Genomic DNA, 25945 nt, shown 5'->3' on the forward strand with positions numbered 1-25945 from the left:
TGGCACGGGCAGTATGCTCATTAGATGCCGAATAGATTTAAGCAAGCCCACCATACATCAAAATTTGTGTTGCAAAAACGGGGGTGACCATAGATTTTTATCGGTCTGATTGCTTGGTGGGGATGGCCTATCGGATTAAATAGTGTTTTCGGCCCCTCCGGGTTGGTCGCCCTGCCACTGATGACATCCAACAGCGGCATCTTCACGGGCATGGCAGTATATAGCGCCGGACTCATCGTCTCCTATATCGCTGGCTTCACGCTAACACTCTTCTTCGGGAGTAAGCATATCGATTTAAATTAATCAGCCAAACCAGATTAGCGGCACACAAGCAACAGTCAGAACCCCCATGACGATATTGAAAGTAAACCAGGCACGCCGGCTTCTCAGTAAGCGCCCAATCAATGAACCGAGAATAAGCCAGATTGCACCCGCAAGGGTATTGGCGATTAACATCACGAGACTGATAGCAAAAATGGAATGGTTATATAGCTCTCCGGCCAGACTATAACTACTGACCGCCCCCAATCCCATTAGCCATGTTTTTGGGTTCAAGAACTGCAATAACCAACCTTGATAAATGTTGGCGGGCGTTCCTGCCGATGTTGTGGTGTCCAGCCGCTTATAATGCGAAGTGGCAGTTTTCCAGGCTAACCACAATAAATACAGGCATCCAAGCACTTTCAGCCCCATATGGATGGCAGGATAAATCAGCAGTAACGCGGCAACACCAAACGCAGACAGCAGCAAGATTGTCTGCATTCCCAGAATAATCCCCAGACAAAGCGGGACAGAGCGACGAATGCCAAAATTTGCTCCCGATGATGTCAGCAACACATTGTTTGGGCCTGGCGTCACTGCGGAAATAAACATAAATATACTAAGCGAGAATATAAAACTGAAAGTCACGGGTAGATCCCTCCGACCCAACTCGTTGAGATTTCTTTTCAAGAAAAATAGCAGTATGTTATTTCACATACAAGATAACTAATCATGAAATCAATTCATTATGAGTAAGCATTTTTGTCCTTTAAGGGGAAGAAGCAATCCCCGTCTGTGGCGACGTCATCAACAAAGTGAGGCGCAATCACAATGATTATCCCGTGGCAACAATTGGAAGCCGATACACTCCTTAACTTGATTGAGGGTTTTGTCTTGCGGGAGGGTACGGATTACGGCGAACAGGAAAAAACGCTCGAACAAAAAGTGCAGGATGTCAAACGTCAGCTTGAACGAGGTGAGGTTCTGTTGGTATGGTCTGAACTACATGGAACCGTTAATATCTTGCCTAAAGAGATGTTTCGACCATAAGTTTCAGCTTGCTCTATTCATTCTAACTGACTGATTCGCCAATTCTATTGTTTAAGGAGTCTGTTCATGTCTGCCAAACATCCCGTCATCGCAATCACTGGTTCCAGTGGCGCAGGAACAACCACGACTAGTGTCGCTTTTCGCAAGATTTTCCAACAACTTGGCGTCACCGCCGCACTCATTGAAGGGGATAGTTTCCATCGTTATACTCGTCCTGAAATGGATGCCGAGATACGGAAAGCCAGAGAGCAGGGCAGACATATCAGCTATTTTGGGCCAGAAGCCAATGACTTCGGCATGCTGGAAAAAACCTTCTTTGAGTATGGGGAAGCGGGCAATGGCCGCTGCCGAAAATATCTTCATACCTATGATGAAGCCGTCCCCTATAACCAATTGCCAGGTACTTTCACACCGTGGGAACCCTTGCCATCAAACACGGACGTTCTATTTTATGAAGGGCTGCATGGTGGAATTGTCACGCCGCAACACAATGTTGCCAGCCATGTTGACCTGTTGATTGGCGTTGTGCCTATCGTCAACCTGGAATGGATACAAAAACTGATCCGCGATACCAGCGAGCGTGGGCATTCCAGGGAAGCTGTCATGGATTCTGTGGTTCGTTCAATGGATGACTATATCCGCTACATCACGCCTCAGTTTTCACGCACCCACATCAACTTCCAGCGTGTCCCTACTGTCGATACGTCCAACCCCTTCTCTGCCAAGGCCATTCCCTCGCTGGATGAAAGTTTTATTGTGATCCGCTTCCGTGGCCTCACCCAAATTGATTTTCCTTATTTACTCACCATGCTTCAGGGTTCATTTATTTCCAGCATCGATACTATCGTCGTTCCAGGTGGAAAAATGGGGCTAGCAATGGAGTTAATTATGGCACCACTTGTTAAGCAATTACTGGAAGGCAAAAAAATCTCGTAATTTACGTCGCTATTTTATTTTTAATAAGCAGGTAACAAAAAATAACGTTACCTGTTTTATTTAAATAACTCGGTCATTTTTATGGCATAAATTAAGGGATAAAAATTCGGTTTTCGAAGAGGCAGGTACAGATAAAAAACACCATAACGCATCAACCGCTCAACGGGTATTCCGCATTATTTTTTTCCTTTTATAAATGTAAAATCAATAAAAGTCTCTCTTCTAACCGATTTCTGGTAATCTGGCCGCCCGTTTAATATGCTGAAGCGATACAGGAGAAGACAGAAACGTTTTCCTGTGTTACAAACAAGGTTACAAGCGTGGATCGGCAAGGTATATGGATTAAGATCAATATGCCCACGTTTCGACATTCTTATAATCCATATAAAATTCCCGCTTGTCAGTTTTTCAACAGGTTAATATGTTAAGCTATTGACTTTATAAAGCCAGCCTGAAGAGAAACGACGGTTTCTCACACCATAAAGGCAGAAATAACAACAGAGGATAAAGCGAATGGTTCTCGGCAAGCCACAAACAGACCCTACTCTTGAATGGTTTTTGTCACACTGCCATATTCACAAATATCCATCCAAGAGCACGCTTATTCATCAAGGCGAGAAAGCAGAAACGCTTTACTACATTGTTAAAGGTTCGGTTGCTGTTCTAATAAAAGATGAAGAAGGCAAAGAAATGATTCTCTCTTATTTAAATCAGGGGGATTTCATTGGTGAACTTGGATTGTTTGAAGAGGGGCAAGAGCGTACGGCATGGGTACGAGCAAAAAGTGCCTGTGAAGTGGCTGAAATTTCCTATAAGAAATTTCGCCAGTTAATTCAGGTGAATCCTGATATTCTGATGCGTTTATCTGCCCAGATGGCAAGTCGCCTACAAACCACTTCCGAGAAAGTAGGTAACTTAGCCTTTTTGGACGTTACAGGCCGTATCGCCCAGACGTTGCTCAATTTGGCCAAACAGCCTGATGCAATGACTCACCCTGATGGTATGCAAATCAAAATCACACGTCAGGAAATTGGGCAAATTGTGGGTTGTTCCCGTGAAACGGTTGGCCGTATCCTAAAAATGCTGGAAGATCAAAACCTGATCTCTGCACATGGCAAAACCATCGTCGTTTATGGGACGCGTTAATTCCCTATAAACCTGAAACTCAGCCAGTGCCGCCTGTTACTTCGCACTGGCTTTTTTATTTCTTCACCCAACCGTTAACTATCGTATCTGCTTAGCCATTGGGATATCGCTATTTCCAGCCGCATCATGCCCTCGATGATTTCATCCTCAGGAATGATCAAGGAGGGAGTAAAGCGCAAAATGCTATCGCCCGCACTCAATAACATCACCCCCAATTTCGCCGCCTGCTGCAATATTTCTCTGGCCTTGCCCTGATATTCTGCTTTCAATACGGCGCCAATAAGTAAGCCTTTTCCGCGAAATTCATGGAAGATGCCATATTTTTGGTTTATCTTTTCCAGGGCATGAATAAATATGTCGTACCGTTTTTCCACGCCCATCAATACTGCCGGAGTATTAATAATATCCAGGGCAACACAACCCACAGTACAAGCCAACGGATTTCCTCCATAAGTCGTTCCATGTGCCCCCGTTTCCATTGCCGCCGAGATGGTATCTGTCGTTAACATCGCGCTGATCGGGAAACCGCCCCCCAGCGCTTTTGCTGTCGTCAAAATATCCGGCTGTACACCATAATGCTGGTAAGCATATAACTTGCCCGTGCGCCCCATCCCACTCTGGACTTCATCAAACACCAATAGCGCCTGATGCTTATCGCACAATGCACGCACCCCATGCAGAAACGCCATCGTCGCAGGAGTAATCCCGCCTTCCCCTTGGATCGGCTCCAAAACAACAGCGCAAGTGTGATCATCGATCACCGCCCTGACAGCAGCCAGATCATTAAAAGGCACATGGACAATATCAGCAGGTTTTGGCCCAAATCCTTCGGCGTATTTTGGCTGCCCTCCTACCGCAACAGTGAAAAAGGTGCGTCCATGAAATGCCTGATGAAAAGCAATAATTTTGGTCTTATTGGGATGATGACGGGTAATCGCATAACGACGTGCCAACTTAAATGCCGCTTCATTGGCTTCCGCTCCTGAATTGGCAAAAAAGACCTTCTGTGCAAAGGTCGCATCAATCAATTTTTGCGCTAAGGTTAAAGCGGGTTCATTGGTAAAAACATTGCTGATATGCCACAGCTTTTCACTTTGCTGTTTCAGGGCGTTCACCAAAGCCGGATGACAATGTCCCAGCGCCAGGACCGCGATACCACCGGCAAAATCAATGTATTCTTGACCCTGCTGATCCCATACCCGACTTCCTTGCCCCCTGACAGGAATAAAATCCGCCGGTGCATAAATAGGCAACATCACTTGATCATAGCTATTTCTATTTATTATTTTATTTTCTACCATTTCCCCCACCTTATTTTTTTATTTGCCACTTAGAAGTGAAATAATAATCATGAAATATGAATAAAAAATCACTTAAGAGCAAATAAAAAAACAACTGAATGAGGGAATGTGGAGGTATCTGGCTAATATTTGAGGAAATTATTTAATAACTCATGTCCCTGTTCACTCAGAATGCTTTCTGGATGAAATTGCACGCCTTCCAGTGGCAAAGTACGATGGCGTATTCCCATAATTTCATCGACATCACCATTGCGCTGACTCCATGCCGTGACTTCAAATGAAGCAGGCAGCGTTTCTGCGGCAATGACCAGAGAGTGGTAACGCGTCACCGTTAATGGACGATCCAACCCTTTGAATACCCCTTGCTGACTATGGTGGATCAGGCTGGTTTTTCCATGCATCACTTCACGCGCTTTAACAACACTGGCGCCAAAAGCCTGCCCTATCGCCTGATGTCCCAGACACACACCGAGGATGGGCAATTTTCCTGCAAAATGTGAAATCGCTTCCAGCGAGATCCCAGCTTCATTTGGCGTACAAGGGCCAGGAGAAATGACTAAATGAGTCGGCGCCAAATCTTCAATATCTTCAAGCTGTAGCTCATTATTACGCTTAACTAAAACCTCTGCCCCTAACTCGCAAAAATATTGATATAAATTGAATGTAAAAGAATCGTAGTTATCTATTATTAGTAACATAGGAGTATATCCTACTGATTATTATAGTTTTATAAGTTACCCTACCCCACTGGGGTATTATGCATTCTGTATGACAGAAAAATCAGGTAAAGCGGTATCAACAGCAATAGGGGACTCATCATATCACAGAAGCACGTTTAAAATAGTGATACAGCGACCCATTGCCACTATGCAACCTAATGCAATTTAACGTGACAGCGTAGGAAATGGCGGGGAGGGAGATGATATAAACGGTACTCAAAGGGTTATCTGAATACCGTAATGTCTCATTCGGGCTATTTAGCCTCAACCTTGGCAGACAAGATCACAATAGGCTTTGCCGGTACATTTTGATAAGGACCAACATTTTCTGTTTTGACCTGGGAAATTTTATCAACGACATCCATACCTTTAACGACTTTGCCAAAAACGGCATAGCCGAAGTCACGTTGCCCGTGATCAAGGAAGGCATTATCGGTCACGTTGATAAAAAATTGGCTGGTTGCGCTGTCTTTATCTGCGGTACGTGCCATAGCAATGGTGCCACGAAGATTGCGCAGGCCATTATCTGCTTCATTTTTGATTGGCTCTCTGGTGGTCTTTTGTTTCATCTCTTTGGTAAAGCCACCACCTTGAACCATAAAGCCTGGGATAACACGATGAAAAATGGTGTTGTTATAAAATCCCTCATTGACATACTCAACAAAATTCTTAGTCGTTATTGGTGCCTTATTGCTGTCTAACTCAAGTTCGATTTCTCCGGCTGAGGTTACCAGCTTCACGTGAGTTTCAGCGGCTAATGCTGGAACAGCTATCGCACTGATAGCACATGCCGTCATAAGCGACACAAAAATACGTTTAAACATTCATGATTCCTTTATTTTTGAGGTCAACAATAAAACTCATAACAACAAAACTCATTAAGTGTAATTCCCAATGAAGTTAAGTTCCAAAGATTTACCTACATTTACGCGTATTTTAGGTGGGTAGCGAGAAACTCTAGCCATACACGACTTTTATGTTCGCATAGTTAGACAAAGGTTATTCTGGGAATAACCCGCATATTGGTTCGTTTTTTTGACTAAGGCGTAAAGATTGAAGATGTCGGATATTTTTAATATCTTTGTTCGTGATGAGAATACAAATGGCAATGCCTTACTCTCTATATGGCATGTTTCCATATATACCAATCTAACTTCAAGTTGCCGCTTGCAAACCAACGAGAGTGTTTATATCTCCCCGCTACGCGGGGAGATATAAGACGCATCTTGAAAGACGACTGGTATAAATACAGTTTAAATTCCGAGAAGGCATTGATTTGGCGGATTGTGCACAAAAATAATCTCTCATGGATCCTTCAAAATGGTTTTTTCGCTGGAAATAGTGGTAAAAAGTCAAAGGATTGGGTGGATATTGGTAACCCAGAACTCATATCGAAAAGGGCTAATCACCCTGTTCCAATTGCCCCTGGGGGGACATTAACCGATGATATCCCGTTTTACTTCACACCGTTTTCACCTATGCTAAAGAACATACATAGCGGTTGGGGAGGAATAAAACAACGCTCTAACAACGAAATAATCATCCTTGTTTCTAGTTTACATAAATTGAATGAATTAGATGTTCCTTTTATTTTTACTGATAGCCACGCCTACTACATGTGGTCAAATTTCTATTCTAACATTGCAGATCTAGACAAAATTGACTGGACTATTATTCAATCGAAAGATTTCAAAAGAGATCCTGACGATCCCGCTAAATTTGAACGTTACCAAGCTGAAGCTCTTATACATAACTATTGCCCCGTAGAGGCTCTCATTGGTATCGTATGTTACTCTAAAGAAGATAAGCCACACTTAGACAGGTTAATTAAACAATCTGGTCATAAAGTTCAAGTGATCGCAAGACCAAACTGGTATTTCTCATGATGCATTATACAAAAGGCAATTTACTCGACTCCGATGTGGAAGCATTGGTTAACACAGTCAATACCGTAGGAGTGATGGGAAAAGGAATTGCTTTAATGTTTAAAGAACGCTTTCCTTTGAATATGGCTTTGTATAGAAAGGCTTGCCAATCTGGTGCGGTTAATACTGGAAAAATATTTGTGACTGAAACAGGAGAGCTGGTTGGTCCTCGCTGGATTGTTAACTTTCCAACCAAACAGCACTGGCGTTTCCCCTCTAAAATGGAATGGATTATCGAAGGGTTAAACGACCTCAAAAAATGGATTGTGGAAAATAACGTCAGGTCTATTGCAATTCCTCCCTTAGGAGCAGGTAACGGTGGCCTTAACTGGGATGATGTGAAACAAGAGATCGAAGTCGCATTATCACCTCTAACTGGTGTAAACATCTACATTTACGAGCCTATTGCCAACTACCACAATGTTAGTAAAAAAAGGGAGTTGAGGCATTAACTCCAGCCAGAGCCATGATCACGGAACTTATCCGTCGTTACTGGATACTGGGTATGGAGTGCAGTTTACTCGAAATTCAGAAACTCGCTTGGTTGCTTTCTAGAGAACTTGAAAAACAAGGCTTTCAGGATATTCTCAAACTCAAGTTTGAAGCAAAAAACTATGGACCATATGCCCACAATTTAATGCATTTACTCAATGCATTAGATGGTAGCTATCTCTGTTCTGATAAACGTATTCCTGATAGTGATCCGCTAGATGTCATCCGATTTAATGATGCGAAAAAAGAAAAACTCCAAGCTTACCTGAGAACCGAAGCTAAAGATTACCTATCGGTATTAGAAAAAACAGCAGAGCTAATCGAAGGATTTGAATCTCCCTATGGCATGGAGCTGCTAGCTACAGTTGATTGGCTCCTATATGAAGAGAAATGCGACAGCAATATTGAATCAATTAAAAAAGGACTGAGTCAATGGAAAGCTGGAGCTAAGTGGGCGGCACGAAAGCTATCGCTGTTTGAAGATCGCCATGTCAATATCGCTATAAATAGACTTATTTCAGCTTAAATAAAAATAGAATGCGTTAATCGGTTGAATAGCTACGACGATAGCTATGGGAAAGCAGCGGATCCACCAAGTTACTCCTGTCCACAAGCGATTACCCTCGGTATAATCACCGCGCTGTTTTCGTGTATTCCCCAGGGAGATAACCATTTTGACCATCAAGAACTACAACTATCATATGACCCACTTTGTCACGAGTGCACCTGACATTCGCCACCTGCCTCAAGATGTGGGCATTGAGGTCGCGTTTGCCGGTAGGTCAAACGCGGGTAAATCCAGCGCCCTGAATGCACTGACCTGCCAAAAGGGCCTCGCACGTACCAGTAAAACCCCTGGCCGTACCCAATTAATTAACCTGTTCGAAGTAGAAGAAGGGGTTCGTCTGGTAGACTTGCCGGGCTATGGCTATGCTGAAGTACCGGAAGAGATGAAGCGTAAATGGCAAAATGCCTTGGGAGAGTATCTCCAGAAGCGCGAATGCCTGCTAGGGCTGGTGGTTTTGATGGATATCCGCCACCCACTCAAAGATCTGGATAGGCAAATGATCGAATGGGCTGTCGTGATGCAAGTCCCCATCATGGTATTGCTAACAAAAGCCGATAAACTGGCATCCGGCGCCCGTAAAAGCCAACTGGCGAAAGTGCGTCAAGAACTGGCTTCTTTAGAGGGTGATATTCAGGTCGAATATTTCTCCGTCCTGAAAAAAATCGGTATCGATAAACTAGAGCAAAAACTCAACCTTTGGTTCAACCAACCTGCTATTGCAGCGGAATAATCGCCGCCCTGCTCTATACCCCCAACTTCATAAATCGGACATAAAAAAACGCCCCAGTCAAAAAAAATGACTGGGGCAGCTAATATTCAGCTAAATCCGATTACGTGAAGTAAAAGGTCTGAAAGATAGAACATCTTACCTCTGTACCCTACCCAATAACTTTAACCTATTCTTTTAATCAAAAAAAGACTTTTTTGTAATTTATTTTCACTAATTACCTCGATTAAGCTGTTAACATTTAAGCAAATCAGGTTAATCCGGCGCCTTTTATGTAGTTTAATTACATAATTGTGAGATCTAGATCTAATCTAAAACTTAACTTAAATTCTTGTCACACGCCTCCTTGCGGCGTGATTGGAATAATTTTAGTTCATTAAACCAGCAGTGATCCCATAAAAATCCTTCAATAAAAAAATTCATCGCCACCAAAACACCCGACGATAAAAAAAGAGCCACATTCCTGCGACCCTTTTTCAGCGTTTAAGTAAGACGAAAGGTCTATTAGTGTGCCTGATCCCAATTATCACCCATCCCAATATCCACTCTTAACGGCACATCAAGCTGCATACTTTGTTCCATCAACGCCCTGATTTTCTGCCCCGCCGTTTCCAGCTCTGACTCATGTACTTCAAATACCAGTTCATCATGCACCTGCATGATCATGCGCACATTGGGTTGCTCACTGACAATCCAATTATCCACCGCAATCATCGCCAATTTGATGATATCCGCGGCTGTACCCTGCATCGGGGCATTGATAGCTTCACGCTCTGAAGCCTTGCGGCGCATGGCGTTACGCGATTTGATATCCGGCAGGTACAACCGACGGCCTTCCAGAGTTTCGACAAATCCATGATCAGCCGCCTGCGCCCGTGTGCGTTCCATATAAGCCAGTACCCCTGGATAGCGTTCAAAATAGAGATCCATATAGCGCTGTGCTTCACCACGCGGGATGCCTAACTGGCGGGATAAACCAAACGCACTCATGCCATAAATCAGGCCAAAGTTAATCGCCTTGGCGCTGCGACGCTGCTCGTTGGTCACGTGTTCCAATGACACACCAAACACTTCCGCCGCCGTCGCACGGTGGATGTCTTTGCCTTGGGCAAATGCCTCCAACAAACCTTTGTCCTGTGACAAGTGCGCCATAATGCGCAATTCAATCTGTGAATAGTCCGCCGCCATAATGCGATAACCTTCCGGTGCAATAAATGCCTGACGGATACGGCGCCCCTCACCATTACGAACAGGAATGTTTTGCAAGTTTGGATCACGGGAAGAGAGACGCCCCGTCGCAGTGACTGCCTGATGATAAGAAGTATGAACGCGGTTTGTCAGTGGGTTCACCATCTGCGGTAATTTATCCGTATAGGTGGTTTTCAGTTTTGCCAGCCCACGATGTTCCAAAATCACTCTGGCTAACTCATGATTCTCGGCCAACTCTTCCAATACTTCTTCATTCGTTGATGGTGCGCCATTCGGCGTTTTTTTCAATACAGGCAAGTTCATTTTTTCAAATAAGATGACCTGTAGCTGTTTTGGTGATGCCAGATTGAATTCTTCCCCGGCCAGCTCATAAGCGGATTTTTCCAGCTCATCCAAACGTGCAGTAATTTCCCTGGAATGCCCTGCCAAGGTTTGAGCATTAATCAACACCCCTGTTCTTTCCATGCGCGATAGCACGGGCACCAGCGGCATTTCGATCTTCTGGAAAACTTTTTGCAGCGTTGGGACACTCTCTAACTGGGGATACAGCGCCTGATGTAGCCTAAGAGTCACATCTGCATCTTCCGCCGCATATTTTGAGGCTTCCTCCAATGGGATTTGATTGAAGGTTAGCTGTTTTTTACCCTTACCCGCGATTTCTTCAAATGTGGTGGTCTTATAGCCCAAATAACGATCAGCAAGGCTATCCATGTCATGCCGCCCTCCCACACTGTTCAAAATATACGATTCCAGCATGGTATCGAAAACAATGCCATTCAGGGCAATGTCATAACGTGCCATAACACCACGATCAAATTTCAGGTTTTGGCCAATTTTAGGCAGGTTGGCATCTTCCAGCAGCGGCTTGACTGCGGCGAGAACTTCATGGAGATCCAACTGTTGTGGGGCATCCAGATAATCGTGTCCCAACGGCAGATAAGCCGCTTCAACGTCTGATCCCACCGCAATGGCAAAAGACATCCCCACCAGATGGGTGGTTAAGGTATCGAGGCTGTCAGTTTCAGTATCAAAAGAGAATGCCGGCGCCTGTTTCAGTTTCTCAATCCACTCATCAAGGGATTGGCGATCAAGGATGGTTTGATAATTTTCCGGTGAAATCTTAACCGCGGTTGATTGAACAACGGTTGATGTCGCGACCACAGATCCTTGCTTGGTACTGGCGGCGGCCGATTTCTGCCCTTTTTCTTCCAACCAACTGCCATTTTGTACGTCACTCAACCAACGCTTGAATTCATAATGGCTGAACAGTGCCAGTAACTCATCGGTATCCAGTGGCATAACGGCAAGATCCAAACAACGCTTATCCAGCGCCACGTCGGTTTTGATTGTCGCCAATTGGTAGGAAAGATAGGCCACCTCTTTGTGCTGTTCCATCTTACCGCCCAGTGTTTTGGCTCCACGGAAACTGAGTGTGGCAATTTCATTCAGTCGGGCGTAGATTTCATCCAAACCGCCAATCCCCTGCAATAATCCCAGCGCGGTTTTTTCGCCTACTCCTGGCACCCCTGGAATATTATCGGACGCATCTCCCATCAGGGCGAGAAAATCGATTATCAGTTCAGGGGGAATACCGTACTTTTCCTCAACCTCTTTCGGCCCCAAAATGGTGTTGGTCATCGTGTTAATCAATGTAATATTTGGCGTCACCAATTGCGCCATATCTTTGTCACCCGTGCTGATCAACACGGAATGACCCTCTTTTTCAGCCTGTAAAGCTAATGTCCCGATAACATCGTCAGCCTCAACGCCTGGCACAACCAAAATGGGCAGTCCCATCGCCTTGACCATCTTGTGCAATGGCTCAATCTGCAAGCGCAAATCATCCGGCATTGGCGGCCGATGGGATTTATATTCAGCAAATAGTTCATCACGGAACGTTTTGCCTTTAGCATCAAATACGACCGCCACATGACTGGGTTTATACTGCATAATCAAACTCCGCAGCATGTTCAGCACGCCATACATGGCGCCAGTCGGCTCTCCCGAACTGTTTGTCAGTGGAGGAAACGCATGGTATGCACGATAAAGGTATGAAGAACCATCAACCAAAATCAGGGGATTGTCTGCTATCTGTGCCATAAAATTTTCTTCGTCGTTCTGTGGGATGAATTAAAGAATAGAATGCCATACTGTGTCGTTATAGACGAATTTTGCGGGAATTTTCTCGTACTAACTTACATTTTATGAAAAATATTCTGATGAGTACGCTGTGGATAACTTTGTGCACAAAAAAGTGGCATATAAAACAGATTTATGTTTATAGCCGTAAAGAGTGGATAACAGGAGGTAAAAATCAATGAATTACGCGTAATATTAAACAAATATTACAACCACTTTAAAATCACTGACTTGTGGATATTACCGGAGTTTATGTTATGAAAGATGCTTTTCGGCAAGTATTGTGCCAATGCTCTCATGACCGGCACAATACCTATATTATTTTATATTAATCTTAGTGTTTTTGTTCCACTACGCCACCCTCTTGCGACTTATTTTTTGTTCACCAGATAGTTCACCACCTCAGAGAATTTCTGGGCATAGTTCAGCGCTGAACTGGTGTCAATGCCGCCATTGTTCACCAAATATTTACCATTAACAAAAACCGCCGGAACACCGCGCAAGTTGAAATCCTTGGCTGCCTGACGCTCTTTCGCAGCGACAGATTGCACAATAAAGCTGTTCAGGGCTGCATCATACTCTTCACCGGATACCCCCGCTTTGATGAAGGCATTACGGATATCTTCCTTGCCATGGATAGTCTGGCTTTTCTGAATGCCCTCAAACAAAATAGGGGTAACTTTCTCTTCAACCTTCATGACAATGGCAACCGCCCAGGCATCAGTCAATGCCTTCCCTAAAGGCCCCAGAAAATCCACATGGTAACGCTCATGAGTCACACCCGCTGGCAAGTTTTTCTCAACCGTCGTCGGGACATGATAAATATTTTCAAACTGATAGCAGTGAGGACAATAAAAAGAGAAAAACTCCACTACCTGAGGCTGATTCGCAACCGGATCTCTTAACTCAGTATACTGTTTACCTTCAGAAAAACCGGAAGCGGATGCATTAAATGCCATGAACGCTCCCACCAGTGCTAGCCAAAATTTCTTCATAATGGTCTCCAAAAAAATTAATACATCGGGTTGAGCTGTAAAGGTGGCTCCTGTAACAGCCGGACTTGTTCAGAAAAAATATTCACTTGCCTATGCCAAAAATCACTATCGGCCATCCACGGAAACGCTTTTGGAAAAGCCGGATCTTGCCAGCGGCGGGCAACCCAGGCTAAATAATAGACCATTCTCATCGCTCGCAGCGGCTCTATTAATGCCAATGTCTTGGGATCAAATGTCATAAACTGATCATAGGATTCAAGCAAGATATCCAACTGGATCAACCGTTCTTGTCGTGAACCATTCAGCAACATCCACAAATCCTGAATAGCGGGTCCATTGCGGGCATCATCAAGATCGACAAACCACGCTTCATCACGCCACAAAATATTACCCGCATGGCAATCCCCATGCAGCCGTAATACTTGCCAGTGATCATGCCATTGGCTTGCGACTGCCTGATTCAATTCATTCAATGCAGCCAGAAAAACCGGTTTATGTCGGGCGGGAATAAGTTCACATTCAGCCAGGTATTGATACGGCTGATATAAATATTCATTCAGATTAAGGGTAGGACGGACAGAAAAGGGTTTTTTTGCCCCAATCTGATGCATTCTTCCAAGTAGTCGCCCAACATCTTCCAATTGGTCAACATTGTCTGATTCGTATTGACGCCCTCCTACACTGGGAAAAATGGCAAAAAAGAAACCACTCTCATTCAGCACCGTCTGCCCATCAAACTTCAACGGTGCGGCCACAGGCAAATCGGCTTGCTGCAATTCATGGGCAAGATCATGCTCTTCCTGAATTTGCTGCTTGCTCCAGCGCAGGGGACGATAAAATTTCACCACATAACGTTTGCGGTTTTCATCCATGAACTGATAGACCCGATTCTCATAGCTATTGAGTTCGGTCAAACCAGAATCAGGGTACAGGCCAGAGTGCACCAATGCATCCATAATTAAATCGGGTGTAATATTCTGGAAATTAAACGCCTTCGGTTCCGTCACAACACAGCTCTCTCTTCATCAATCTTTAATAATGCCCCTGGCACGCAACAACGCCGTCTTAAAATCGTCTTCATAATCTTTTTTCAGCCCTGGGATTTCTGCATGACTATCCGTACCACGCATTTTCAGGTGATAAATCAGGATATCATCCGTTAATTGAGACAACGGCCCGGTGAATCCCGCTTCATCAGCCAATTTCTGCAAAAGTGCCACCAGATTCAAATCTGGCTCATTCTTCCATACTGGATGTAAAAGTTCGATAACTTCATTGAGGCGGTGATACTTCATTTTTGGTTCCTTATAAATAACGATACAAATTAGCAGGGTTAATGGCTCTGAGAAAGCATTGGTCTGTCAATCCGCGTAAAGTTATACTTCCGCCTCAAAGCAGCATGATGAGATATTGATTCACAATGGTTATATATACCCTATCGATTTCAAATTACAGCGCAACAGCAAGTTCACAAATTCCTCAAAGCATCGATAACAATAGCATTGGGATAAGTGAATACCGCCAATAACGCTACGAATTGAAAGATAAAGGGTATAACAAACATGAAATATTTCATTGCCCAATATCAGGTGATTTGACATGACGCATCCAAAAATCAGTGGCGCAATTCTGGCAGGGGGATTATCCACCCGTATGGGAGGATACGATAAGGGACTGCTGCCATTTAACAATGCACCACTTTATCAACACATTGCCACAAGATTGCAACCGCAAGTCCATGAGCTGCTGATTAATGCCAATCGTAATCTGGGGATTTATCAGCAAAGTGGCTATCCTATCATACCGGATATGATTGCCGATTTTTCCGGGCCATTAGCCGGTATGTTGGCGGTTTTAAAAAGCGCCATTCATGAATGGGTGGTCTTTGTCCCTTGTGATGTTCCCAGTTTCCCTGGTGATCTTGTCGCTAGATTATGGCACTACAAGCAACATGCCTGGGCTGCCTATGCGCATGACTGCGAGCGCGCACATCCTACCCTGACATTAATGCACCGCAGCCTAATCCCTCGTCTGGAAAGCTATCTCGCTTTGGGGGACAGAAAATTGATGTTCTTTATGCAGATGATTAAGGCGAAGGCAGTTTACTTTCCCAATCCAAATAATTTCAATAACTTAAACACCCATAAGGAATATCATCACTGGGAACGCCTTCAGGAGTCGGCATGAACTGTACTCTGCCCATTTTAGGTATCACCGCTTATAGTGGAACCGGAAAAACGACGTTATTAAAGCAAGTCATTCCCCTATTGCGCCAGCAACATATCCGCGTTGGGCTGATTAAGCATACCCATCACACTATGGATATCGATAAGCCAGGCAAGGACAGCTATGAACTACGCAAAGCAGGGGCAGCACAAACGTTGGTCGCCAGCCAACAACGCTGGGCTTTGATGACGGAAACCCCAGCGTTGCCGGAACTGGATCTTGACTACCTTGCCAGCCGATTTGATGCAAATTCGCTGGATCTGATTTTGGTTGAAGGATTCAAACAAGAACCCATTCCCAAAATCGCGCTTTATCGTAACGGGCTAAACCATACCGTTGATCAACTCCTCGACCCCTATGTCATCGCAATTGCCAGCGATATTGCGCTGGCAACACCACTGCCACAACTTGATATCAACCGGCCAGAGAAAGTGGTAGCATTTATTGCCGAGTGGTTATATCAATAAAAAAATAGTACGGACGGTATTTGTCATGGACGTATGAGGCTGAGATGATTACCTAAAGTAATATAAAATAAAACAACGATAATGATAATGGGGAAGCAGGATCCAATCCGTGATGCCTCGCTGTCTGCGGTTAAAATTGCCAACGAAATCTCATATAGCTATGTCAATGAAGTTCGAAACCAACTGTATGTATTGCCTTATATTCTTAAGCATGAAGCGGAACTATGTGCTTTTCTCCGTCATAAAGACATCCCATCGACCAACAACGAGGCGGAACAGTGCCTGCGTGACAGTGTCATCATGCGGAAAATCTGTTTTAGGACAAATTTCTACTTGGGTGAATAGTACCGTTCCCGACTGCTGCCGGTGGTGGAAGCCTACAAAAAACGGGAATTATCTGCCTTGGATGTGATTAGTGAAATCGTGACAGCGGTGACCCGAAAATAGCCCTACCCGGATGTGTTTAATCTGCTTTCCTGGTAGTCATACATGGCTGGGAAAGGGTTACAATTAAATCCGCTCCGGCTTCTCTTCTAACCGTCATTCCGCAGCTATATCTGTAATGTACTGATTTTTAACTGTTTGTGTTAATTTCGCACAAATGTTAAATATTAATTAAAACAATAAATTACGAATGCGGTGCGGAATGTCGGTTCTAATACGATATTCGAGTACCCTCATTATTAAATGATGCCAGAATCCCCACATTTCCACCAGCCATATTGGTCAGGTTTAGCCTTATCTTTCCAGCCCACCTGATGTTAGCCGCTATCCTATCTTCACTCGTACTTTCTTTGTTAATGCGGCAGAATCTGTATGCTAATAATAAGCAGGATTTAAAAACATCCCCCTGTTATCAATACTAACAATAGGCTAAATATTATATTTATGTAATTCTCACCATTTAACACAATCAATTAGCACTTCAGACAATTGTCTGGTAGAAAAATATCACCCTGATTTATTATTTCAATTAAACTAAAAACTAGTTGAAACTAATATTTCTCTATATAATGAAAATTATAATACATAAATTACAGGAAGATAAATTTACAGATTTATAAAAAAACAATATTTTGGAAAACAATTAAAAATCGAATTAAAAATTAGATCAAAAAGAGATTATAATGAACAAACTTAATTCTATAAAAAATAATATGAAATTATCACACCCAGTTGAAATTCTAGAGGAGTTATTAATATTATTATATTTATATGGTCACACTTCAAATAGAGACCTTTCATTAAATAGTAGATTACCTATCCCTATCATTTCAGCATTCAAAAAAGAATTAATAAAATATAATTATGCTGAGAACAAAGGCATTTTTAAATTAACCCACATAGGCATGAAATATGTACAAGAGGAGCTAGGATATAAATCAGTTGATATAAATAAATATAATCTTCTGTTATCAGAAGAGAAACGAGAAGAGTTTGAGAAAGAACTTACCATTTTATTGGAACCTATATATAATATCAGGCCTCACGTCAATGTTTTGTTAGATCAAGCACATGCAACATTAGAGACATCAGTACAAAGGGTAATGCTATTACTTAATAACCCAAAAATATTTAAGCAAAATATTTTATTTTTGGGTGATGATGATTTGACTTCCTTAGCCCTGATGATGGCATTTAAAAAGCTCGGCCACGATTGTTCAAAAAATATTTTTGTCAAAGATATCGACCAAGACCTACTAACATTTATTCGAGATATCGCAGAGCAAAATAATTTTGTTATTAATACTGAATACTTAGATCTAAAACTCGCTAATGTATACACTAAAAATTTTGACATCGTCTTAACAGATCCACCTTATACATTGAGTGGATTAAAACTATTTTTATCACGTGCTATTAGTTTCACTAAAAATGATAATAGTGAAATTTTACTCTCCTTTGGTCAAAAAAAACCAATGGAGAACCAAGAAGTTCAAAGGTTATTCAATAACCAGAACCTTCTTATCAAGAATATTTATCCGCAATTCAATAAATATCATGGCGGAAGTATTATCAGTAATGTCAGCGATCTCTATGTTCTTTCTGTTACACCTCAAACTTACCCAACGATTTCAGGGGGAAATAATTATTCAGATAAAATCTATACTGGAGAAATTAACCCTCGTATAAAATTTTACCAATGTAAATCATGTAATAAAATTATAACCATTGGACACGGAAAAAACATATTAACGATAGAACAACTCATAGAGGCAACTTGTAATAAGTGCCACGGCACTAAATTCCAATATCGTGGTCAGGAAAAAGTAAGTCTACCGGATAATACACGACAACTCGGCACTCACATCATCATAGATATGAAAGATTGTGATGCAGAGGTACTGAAATCTGTATCAGCCATTGAAAAAATCATGCTTGATATTGCCCAACAATATAAGCTGAATGTTGTAACTCATAACTTCCATCAATTCCAACCATGGGGTGTCAGTGGTGCACTAATATTAGCAGAGTCACATTTTACTATTCACACATGGCCTGAATATCAGTACGCCGCTCTTGATTTATTCGTTTGCAATGAATTTAAACATCAAGATGCATTTATGATGCAACTACAAACGCAACTTAATGCTCAAGAATATGAGTATAGGATACTACAGCGGGGGTTTTAATTTTAAAATAAATAGAATATCTTCTTAACACCTTACTCAACGTTGAAGCATTAAGTTTATTCACTCAACGAAAGAACTGATTGTTAATTAGCCGGGCGTGAAAGACAATCAGTTACAGAATAAATAATAAAAATCGTTATGATATTTCGTATAAATCTCCCGGAACCGATGGCTTGATACCCAAAAAGCACAATAGGGCCCTGAAAGCCCTTTAGATTAAGCTGTTCTATTATAAAAAAACATTCAAACAGAAAGTAGGCGTTTTGCAAAACTCCCCTCTTTATTCTCTTTTTTGAACTTTCTATACTTTGATGCATAGCTTAGCATTGTTTCTTGATGCGGATATTCACGGATAAATATCCCTCCCCACAAATCATCCCATTTTTGATAATTGGGATCATTCAATAAATATATATGTGCTTTCTTGATGTTCCAATGAGGAATACCCGGATACAAGTGATGCACTAAGTGATAATTATCATAATGTCTTCCAAACAAGAAGCGTTCCCACCAAATACCTTTTGTATTTCGTGTTAGTAATAATGCCTCCTCTTCGGATGCGGGCAGAGGATAATGCTCAGCTATGCCGATAATCCACCCAATAGCTACTGTAACCGTAAATAATGGAACTATCCAAAGTAGAAGAAAATACAGGAAGTAACCAGAATAAATGATAATTGAAAGTATAATAATCCAATAAATAAAAAAGTAAGTTGATTCTTTATCATTTTTATTTTCTGATTTTTTCTTTATAGCTTTATCTTCGTCTTTTTTTAATTCTTTATTTTTCCTTGATTTAATCATGTCTTCTATGACATATTTTATATATTTGAATGTCCTGTATCCTGAAAGAGTTAATAATATGTTTTGTATAAAAAACTCCCTATCATTTTGATTAAAATCATATAATCCACTATCTATATGGAATTTATAATCAGGATCTTTTTCTGGGTCACCTAAATGAGCGTGATGATACCTGACATGGGGATCTTTATAAGTGCTAAGCAAATGAAATACCAAATGCCCAGATAAAAAAGTCCCGGCGATATAATTCAGGAACTTGTTTTTAGCTAAAACATGATGAGATGAATAATGTAATATATTAGTGAACGCCCGTTGTGTCGAACCTATCATCAATAAAGAGAGTGGGTAGAACCAGAAACTTATACCAACACTTAAATATATCGCAATTATTACAACAAGATAATCTTTTGAAAGTGCAATAGCCCAGTGATAATTATCCAATTTCCTTAGCGTTCTTAAACTGGAAATCACATTGCGAGATATATTGAAATGATTACTTAACTTTATTTCAGACAACGGCATAATTAAATCCTCTCCTGATATTTTTATTAACAATGAGATGAATTAAGTTTTGATAGTTAACTATGTGACTGGAAGGTTCGTTTAATCAGCTTTCTTATTCCAGTCACTTAAGATAACTTAAAAGGAATTACTTCAATATTTCATTTTTCTCATTAAGAATGATATCTTCTGACTGTAAAAGGGCTTTAAGCTTTTCAGCACATAAAAACTCTTCTCCCATCATCAAGATATCATCTTGATCACGTTGAATGTGCTCAGCCAACTGCATAACTAAAGCAGCAGCGCCTGTAGCGGTTAAATGTGCTTGTCCCTTCGGGTCTTTAATATGGGTATATATGTGTTTTCGATCCCCTTTTTCATCAGTTCCATGTATATCAATCCGGATTTGATGCTGATCTCCGGTACCGGGATGATAAAAAATCTTTTTACGTAACTTTTTAAACAGATCACCTGATATCAATTTCCAAATACCATTTTTTATAAAAAATGATAAGATCTTATTCGCCTTATGATTATCATAACCAATTCTCGTGGCAACGGTTTGAGCATTTGTTATTAAAGGCAAAATAAATTGTTCAGGCATATCTATGCGAAAAACACTATACCGACAATTATCACCAAATAAGATAATACGTTCATCCGAAAAAGGGCGTGTTTTCTGATATCGCCCATTTTGTTTTACAGTAAATGGCGTCGCAAGGCTATCTAAATAATCAAATGAATCCGGGCCTGACTGATCATTCGAAGCACTGAGTATACTGATATCAATACTCGTGACGTTCACCAATGATTTACTCATATTATTGGCAAGTGTTGCAACCACACTCGCCATCCATGATGACGCAAAAATCATTGAGCTTGGTTTTTTATTTTTCATGATTACAGCCTTGCTTAGTGCAACCTGCAATCGTTCAGTCCAACGCGTTATATCTATATAAGCGATGCCATTTTTATTTGCAAAATGCAATAAATCATCTTTTGGATCATTAACAGTGGCTAATATTATGTCAATTTTTATTTCATCTGATAAATCGATATTATCAATATCAAGAGCCACTGCCTTTGCATTTCCTAATGTTTGTGCTAATTGACTGGCATTATGAATATTTCTTCCTGCAATAATTAACTCCAACTCAGAAGCATGCTGATTTAAAATCTGCGCAACTTGCTGCCCAACAATGCCATATCCTCCGACTAATAAGACAGATAATTTTTTCATTTAATAAACCCTCAGAATAGAACTCAAGATTTTCTTTCTAGAATGATTAAGTACATTTGGCAATACAACTTCAATTATTGCGTAACCTTTTATTCATGCGTTTTTTAGCTAAACTCCTTCTATCATTTTGATTTATATTTTCCTTATCTTGATGCGTACCACTATATTCATTGATTATATTCTGCAACGCAGTTTGGAGCTTAACTACAGAACTATAAGTAAACATCATTGCAATGGGAATATCCATATTTAACTTCTTCTTTAATTTTTCATTAACTTGAACAATATCAAGTGAAGTCGCGCCTAAATCAAAAAAGCTTATATACTCATCCGGTTCAGAAAGACCCAGTTGGTGTCTCCATACTTCTATAATAATCTCTTTTATTGAATCCTCAGCACGCGAATGTTTTACATTGTATACATGATCTTTATTATTTAATCGTGAAAGCTCATCTTGTTCTATTCTGTCTTTTATGGGTAATACTGACACTGAAAATTTATTAGGATAATGGGAAATTATCTGAAGAAATACATCTTGCCCTTCTTGGTTAGTTAAACCGAGCGTTGTATTGGGATTTGTTATAGTATTAACCGCCATACCCGCTTCTAACCATCGATCCCAAGAGATGGAACAAATCCTGAAAGGAAACCTCTGGTCGTCTGCAATCGCCTCTAAATAAGCATTAGCCGCAACATACGCAGATTGCCCATAAGCTCCGTAATAAGATAGCAAAGAAGAACAAAACAGCATGGAACGAAGGCTTTTGTCACTAAAATAGGAAAGCAAGTTATTAGCACCCATGACTTTGGCAGCCATGATATCACGATGCAATGTGAGATTAGGTTGCGCAATCAATGCACCAGCATCAGATCCTGCTGCATGTATCACCATACTGAATGGTCCCAATTCCTTTTCAACTGATTGCAGCAGTGAATGAAACTCCTTTTCACAAGAGACATCAATAGAATGAATATAAACTTCACTCCCAACTTGTTCTATTTTTTCGATACTCTCAATTTTTTTCATTGTTTCCATTTGTGTTGGATCTTTCTTTATAAGATCCCATTCAGATCTTGCCGGAAACGGTGAGCGAGAGGCTAAAACAAAACGTGCACGATACTGAATTGCTAATGATTCTGCCAGCTTTAATCCTATACCACCAAGACCCCCACTAATAAATACTAAATCCCCTTCTTGTAATCCATGTGATTTCTCAACACTATTCAGAGGCGTTATTGATAATGGTTTGAATTCAGGAAGCCATAACTGACCATGCCGTATTGCAACTTGATTATATTTACCTGAATTCACAAGCCCCCGTATCAGCAAGTTAGATCTGTCATCCGGTACGTCATTTCCAGATAAATCTATTTGCATTACTTGATGCTGTTGGTACTCATGAGAAATTGATTGAACCAACCCCTTTAACAATGAAATCGTTGGTATCGCTTGTTCACATCCCAGCACGTTTTCAATTTCAGGGGTGAAAAGAATAAATCGTGCAGCTTGCAATTCTAGCAGAGTTAAAATGATGCGAAGACCTTCAACCCATTGCAAATAGTATTCAATGGGATCATTTTCGCATCTTTCTTTTTCAGGGATCAGAAGAAATCTACTTTCAGGTAATGGTGTTAATGATTTAAGACTATCTGAATCATCAATAAAAATCACTGTGCTATCAGGCCACAATGCTTTGCTTGAAGCAAGATAACCGGCATGACTTGATTGAGTACAAAGAATAAAAACCGGTTGATCTATATTTCCTTCTTCTATTTGAGGATAAAGTTCTCGCTGCCAACCAGGGAAATAGAGTTTATTATTATTTAACGTATTATTATCACTATTTACATTGATGCCAGAAACTAATTTATCCCTGAGTTGAGTATACTCCGTTCTGGCAAACTGATACACTGGCATATGAATCAAATGCCCTTGTAGCGGATTGATATTTTGCCAATCTATACCTTCGGTATTACACCATATTTTCCCAAGCTGACGATAAAAATACTCATGATCATCATCTGTTAAATTAGAGTGTTTAATCATATTAATGATTAATGGTTTATTTTCATTTTCGTTTTGATAATATTTATGTATGAAACTGGATAAAGTATTACCCGGGCCCACTTCAATAAAAACAAGGTCATGGAACTCTGACAATGTTTCTATGCTACCTAAAAAATCAACTGTATTTCGTTGATGTGACAACCAATATGCAGATTGCCTGATACCTTCTTCAGAATGCCAGCTACCTGTTAAATTAGAAAGAATGGGTATCACAGGATGGTTAAAATTGACTGAATTTAACGCCTTGGCATATTCTGTCTGAATCTCATTTATCGTTCTGGAGTGGAATGCATGAGAGGTTTTTAATCTTCTGCATTGGATATTATCATTTTGAAGAGCAGATGCCAGCCTCTCAATATTAGCCGCATTACCAGAAATGACGACAGATTCTTTACCATTAATTGCAGCTATATCAAATTTTTCATCAAGGTAACTGCGTATCTGTTCTATTCCTAATGCGACACTCAGCATCATCCCTGGTGACATCATTTCGATGAGTTTTGCCCGCTGACTGACTAAGTGTAGGGCGTCCTTGAGGGAAAATACGCCAGATATTGTTGCCGCAACATACTCACCTAAACTATGCCCAAGTAAGGCAAACGGTTTAAATCCTTTATGTTGCAGTAAAGATGTCATGGCATATTCAACAATAAAAATAGCTAATTGGGTTATTTCGTTGGATACGCTCTTCTGTTCAGATATATTCACAAAAAAATCATGCAACTCTTTTTGAGTATCTTCAGATAATAAATCGAAACAATCCTGGCAACTATTTCTGAATATTGTTTCCTGCTGATATAAGGCATAAGCCATACCCGGATATTGTGTTCCCTGCCCCGGATATAAAAAGACGATCCTCTTGGCTGAATGTTTTGCTTTTCCGTGAATAAAATCAGATAAGGTGCAGGATGTCTTACTCCCGGAACAAACCAATACAGATCGGGAATCAAAGTGTTCCCGCCCTTGTTGCAGGGTATAAGCAATATCAGACAATTTATGCTTTTTCTCTGAAAGAAGTTTTAGCAGCTCATTTTCCATCATCGATAAACTTGATGCATTCTTAGCAGACAACGGCAAAAGTGCCACTTGTTCAGGTGATTCAGGTTTCAATGGTTCATGGAGCATCTCTTCGAGGATGACATGCGCATTTGTCCCTCCAATACCAAAAGAACTGACGCCCGCCCTTCTGATTGATTCGCTATGCCACTCTTGGCTATTTTTATTAATGTAAAAAGGTGATGATTCCAGCTTTAATTTAGGATTGGGTGTGCTGAAATACTTATTGGCACAAAGCATTTTGTTTTTCAGCATTAATGCAGTCTTAATTAAACCCGCCATTCCAGCAGCACTATCAAGATGCCCAATAATAGATTTAGTTGAACTTATTGCAATACTGCCCACCGGACAATCATGGAATACATTTTTTAACGCAGTAATTTCAATTGGGTCACCTAATTTAGTTGCCGTTCCGTGTGCTTCAATATATGAAATTGATTTAGGATCAATTTTGGATACTGTGATTGCACTACGAATAACATCTGTTTGCCCTTCAATACTTGGTGCGGTATAGCCAATCTTTCTTGCACCATCATTATTGATCGCGCTTCCTTTAATCAAAGCAATAATAGGCCGTTTTTCTGCAAGAGCCTGCTTTAACGGTTGCAGCACAATGGCTCCAATGCCCTCGCCTCCCACAGTGCCATTGGCCTGTTCATCGAAAGGGCGGCAAACACCATCCGGTGATTCTATCATGCCATCCAGATAGAGATATCCCTGTTGATTTGGTGTCACCAAAGCGGCGGCAGCCACTAAAGCCAACTGGCATTCGCCCAGTAATAATGCACGAGCTGCCATATGCACTGCGGTTAATGAAGAAGAACAAGCGGTTTGTAGTGCAACAGCCGGACCAGTCAGCCCCAACTTATACGCTAACCGCGTGGCCGCAAAATCTTTTTCGATAAGACTAAATGCAGAAAATAAACCGACTCCATCCTGCTTGCTCTCTTCATAAGCTGCCATTTGCCACTGTAACTGAGCACTGGCTGCCAAATAACAGCCTACTTTTCCTTTATAAGCTGAAGGTACTAAACCTGCTGAACCTAATGCATCAAAACTACATTCGTGAAGGTGCCTGATTTGTGGCTCAAGTAATTCCGCTTCGCGCTTATTGTATTGGAAAAACTCAGCATCAAACCGTAAAGGATTTTCAATCACACCTTTCGCATTGACATAATTCTGGTGCTTATATTCATGTTCAGGAACACCATTCTTAGCTAACGTTTCATCAGAAAACCGGGTGATACAGTCATTACCCTCAAGACAATTTTTCCAAAAACTTTCGACCGTTGGGCTATCAGGAAACCGGCAGGAAATGCCAACAATAGCGATTTCCAGACCTGTTAATTTTTGAGATAATTTATCATTAATTGGGTTTTCTTCTTTACTCATAATATGTCATCACCAATGAAAATTAAAAATAAATACGAATCGAAAGTTCACGAAATCCATTCATATACTGATTGTTCATCATTTTATTTT

At 41.1% G+C, this 25945-nt stretch carries 23 protein-coding genes and 1 pseudogene; 12 read left to right on the forward strand and 12 right to left on the reverse strand.

From position 1 onward, the window contains the following. Window positions 1–96: 96 nt before the first annotated feature. A pseudogene (gene murP / locus Xkoz_RS22530) lies at window positions 97–303 on the forward strand (PTS N-acetylmuramic acid transporter subunit IIBC); the annotation flags it as partial. Here the strand turns inward: murP and Xkoz_RS03915 are convergent. Then, complete coding sequence (locus Xkoz_RS03915; RefSeq protein WP_208615203.1) at window positions 304–873, reverse strand: LysE family translocator; 570 nt, start codon at window positions 871–873, stop codon at window positions 304–306. A gap of 219 nt (window positions 874–1092) precedes the next feature. Here Xkoz_RS03915 and Xkoz_RS03920 point away from each other — a divergent pair, with 219 nt between their 5' ends. The 3 genes from Xkoz_RS03920 (at window position 1093) to crp (ending at window position 3393) form a co-directional block, all read left to right on the forward strand. After that, window positions 1093–1311: a YheU family protein gene (locus Xkoz_RS03920; RefSeq protein WP_099140855.1), complete on the forward strand. Its 219-nt coding sequence runs from the start codon at window positions 1093–1095 to the stop codon at window positions 1309–1311. 66 nt (window positions 1312–1377) lie between these two features. Further along, window positions 1378–2247 carry a phosphoribulokinase gene (locus Xkoz_RS03925; protein ID WP_099140856.1) on the forward strand — a complete coding sequence of 290 codons (870 nt, stop codon included), beginning with the start codon at window positions 1378–1380 and terminating at the stop codon, window positions 2245–2247. Window positions 2248–2760: 513 nt separating this feature from the next. Beyond that, window positions 2761–3393, forward strand: coding sequence for a cAMP-activated global transcriptional regulator CRP (gene crp, locus Xkoz_RS03930; protein ID WP_004240730.1), 633 nt, complete (start codon window positions 2761–2763; stop codon window positions 3391–3393). 74 nt (window positions 3394–3467) lie between these two features. On the opposite strand, the gene Xkoz_RS03935 is transcribed toward crp, so the two are convergent. The 3 genes from Xkoz_RS03935 to ppiA all read right to left on the reverse strand — a co-directional run bounded on the left by Xkoz_RS03935 (window position 3468) and on the right by ppiA (window position 6237). Continuing rightward, window positions 3468–4694 carry an aspartate aminotransferase family protein gene (locus tag Xkoz_RS03935; RefSeq protein ID WP_099140857.1) on the reverse strand — a complete coding sequence of 409 codons (1227 nt, stop codon included), beginning with the start codon at window positions 4692–4694 and terminating at the stop codon, window positions 3468–3470. A 122-nt stretch (window positions 4695–4816) separates the two neighbouring features. After that, window positions 4817–5392 (reverse strand): aminodeoxychorismate synthase component II, encoded by a 576-nt coding sequence (locus tag Xkoz_RS03940; RefSeq protein WP_099140858.1) that lies wholly within the window; start codon window positions 5390–5392, stop codon window positions 4817–4819. A 275-nt stretch (window positions 5393–5667) separates the two neighbouring features. Then, window positions 5668–6237 (reverse strand): peptidylprolyl isomerase A, encoded by a 570-nt coding sequence (gene ppiA / locus Xkoz_RS03945; protein ID WP_099140859.1) that lies wholly within the window; start codon window positions 6235–6237, stop codon window positions 5668–5670. A 402-nt stretch (window positions 6238–6639) separates the two neighbouring features. Here ppiA and darT point away from each other — a divergent pair, with 402 nt between their 5' ends. From darT to yihA, 4 genes are all read left to right on the forward strand, one after another. Beyond that, window positions 6640–7299, forward strand: coding sequence for a type II toxin-antitoxin system toxin DNA ADP-ribosyl transferase DarT (darT, locus tag Xkoz_RS03950; protein WP_244183380.1), 660 nt, complete (start codon window positions 6640–6642; stop codon window positions 7297–7299). After that, complete coding sequence (gene darG / locus Xkoz_RS22535) at window positions 7296–7790, forward strand: type II toxin-antitoxin system antitoxin DNA ADP-ribosyl glycohydrolase DarG (RefSeq protein WP_244183381.1); 495 nt, start codon at window positions 7296–7298, stop codon at window positions 7788–7790. The genes darT and darG overlap by 4 nt, the downstream gene beginning before the upstream one ends. Before the next feature lie 14 nt (window positions 7791–7804). Next, the gene (locus Xkoz_RS22540; RefSeq protein WP_244183382.1) at window positions 7805–8356 is read left to right on the forward strand and encodes a hypothetical protein; all 552 of its coding nucleotides are present in this window, start codon (window positions 7805–7807) and stop codon (window positions 8354–8356) included. A gap of 148 nt (window positions 8357–8504) precedes the next feature. Further along, window positions 8505–9128, forward strand: a complete 624-nt coding sequence (gene yihA / locus Xkoz_RS03960) for a ribosome biogenesis GTP-binding protein YihA/YsxC (RefSeq protein WP_099140861.1) — start codon at window positions 8505–8507, stop codon at window positions 9126–9128. 86 nt (window positions 9129–9214) lie between these two features. Here the strand turns inward: yihA and spfP are convergent, their stop codons facing one another. The 5 genes from spfP to Xkoz_RS03980 form a co-directional block, all read right to left on the reverse strand. Then, a complete protein-coding gene (spfP, locus tag Xkoz_RS26520) occupies window positions 9215–9262 on the reverse strand; it encodes a small protein SpfP (RefSeq protein WP_438361642.1) in 48 nt (15 codons plus the stop codon). A 367-nt stretch (window positions 9263–9629) separates the two neighbouring features. Then, window positions 9630–12434: a DNA polymerase I gene (gene polA / locus Xkoz_RS03965; protein ID WP_099140862.1), complete on the reverse strand. Its 2805-nt coding sequence runs from the start codon at window positions 12432–12434 to the stop codon at window positions 9630–9632. Window positions 12435–12844: 410 nt separating this feature from the next. Beyond that, window positions 12845–13468, reverse strand: coding sequence for a thiol:disulfide interchange protein DsbA (gene dsbA / locus Xkoz_RS03970; protein WP_099140863.1), 624 nt, complete (start codon window positions 13466–13468; stop codon window positions 12845–12847). A gap of 17 nt (window positions 13469–13485) precedes the next feature. Beyond that, a complete protein-coding gene (locus tag Xkoz_RS03975; RefSeq protein ID WP_099140864.1) occupies window positions 13486–14475 on the reverse strand; it encodes a serine/threonine protein kinase in 990 nt (329 codons plus the stop codon). Window positions 14476–14493: 18 nt separating this feature from the next. Further along, window positions 14494–14763, reverse strand: coding sequence for a YihD family protein (locus tag Xkoz_RS03980; protein ID WP_099140865.1), 270 nt, complete (start codon window positions 14761–14763; stop codon window positions 14494–14496). Between the two features lie 304 nt (window positions 14764–15067). On the opposite strand from Xkoz_RS03980, the gene mobA reads away from it, so the two are divergent. The 4 genes from mobA to speD all read left to right on the forward strand — a co-directional run bounded on the left by mobA (window position 15068) and on the right by speD (window position 18794). After that, a complete protein-coding gene (mobA, locus tag Xkoz_RS03985) occupies window positions 15068–15655 on the forward strand; it encodes a molybdenum cofactor guanylyltransferase MobA (protein ID WP_099140866.1) in 588 nt (195 codons plus the stop codon). Beyond that, window positions 15652–16161, forward strand: coding sequence for a molybdopterin-guanine dinucleotide biosynthesis protein MobB (mobB, locus tag Xkoz_RS03990; RefSeq protein ID WP_099140867.1), 510 nt, complete (start codon window positions 15652–15654; stop codon window positions 16159–16161). Before mobA ends, mobB begins: the two co-directional genes overlap by 4 nt. A gap of 87 nt (window positions 16162–16248) precedes the next feature. Further along, window positions 16249–16506 carry an IS66 family transposase gene (locus Xkoz_RS03995; protein WP_167386552.1) on the forward strand — a complete coding sequence of 86 codons (258 nt, stop codon included), beginning with the start codon at window positions 16249–16251 and terminating at the stop codon, window positions 16504–16506. Between the two features lie 782 nt (window positions 16507–17288). Continuing rightward, window positions 17289–18794: an adenosylmethionine decarboxylase gene (gene speD, locus Xkoz_RS04000; protein WP_099140869.1), complete on the forward strand. Its 1506-nt coding sequence runs from the start codon at window positions 17289–17291 to the stop codon at window positions 18792–18794. 243 nt (window positions 18795–19037) lie between these two features. Here speD and Xkoz_RS04005 read toward each other — a convergent pair whose 3' ends face one another. The 3 genes from Xkoz_RS04005 to Xkoz_RS04015 form a co-directional block, all read right to left on the reverse strand. Further along, window positions 19038–20120 (reverse strand): fatty acid desaturase family protein, encoded by a 1083-nt coding sequence (locus Xkoz_RS04005; RefSeq protein WP_099140870.1) that lies wholly within the window; start codon window positions 20118–20120, stop codon window positions 19038–19040. Window positions 20121–20247: 127 nt separating this feature from the next. Continuing rightward, window positions 20248–21339 carry a saccharopine dehydrogenase family protein gene (locus tag Xkoz_RS04010; RefSeq protein ID WP_099140871.1) on the reverse strand — a complete coding sequence of 364 codons (1092 nt, stop codon included), beginning with the start codon at window positions 21337–21339 and terminating at the stop codon, window positions 20248–20250. A 70-nt stretch (window positions 21340–21409) separates the two neighbouring features. Then, window positions 21410–25855 (reverse strand): type I polyketide synthase, encoded by a 4446-nt coding sequence (locus Xkoz_RS04015; protein ID WP_099140872.1) that lies wholly within the window; start codon window positions 25853–25855, stop codon window positions 21410–21412. Window positions 25856–25945 lie beyond the last annotated feature (90 nt).

Origin of the sequence: Xenorhabdus kozodoii, from assembly GCF_002632875.1 — a bacterium.
GTDB classification, from domain to species: Bacteria; Pseudomonadota; Gammaproteobacteria; order Enterobacterales; family Enterobacteriaceae; genus Xenorhabdus; species Xenorhabdus kozodoii.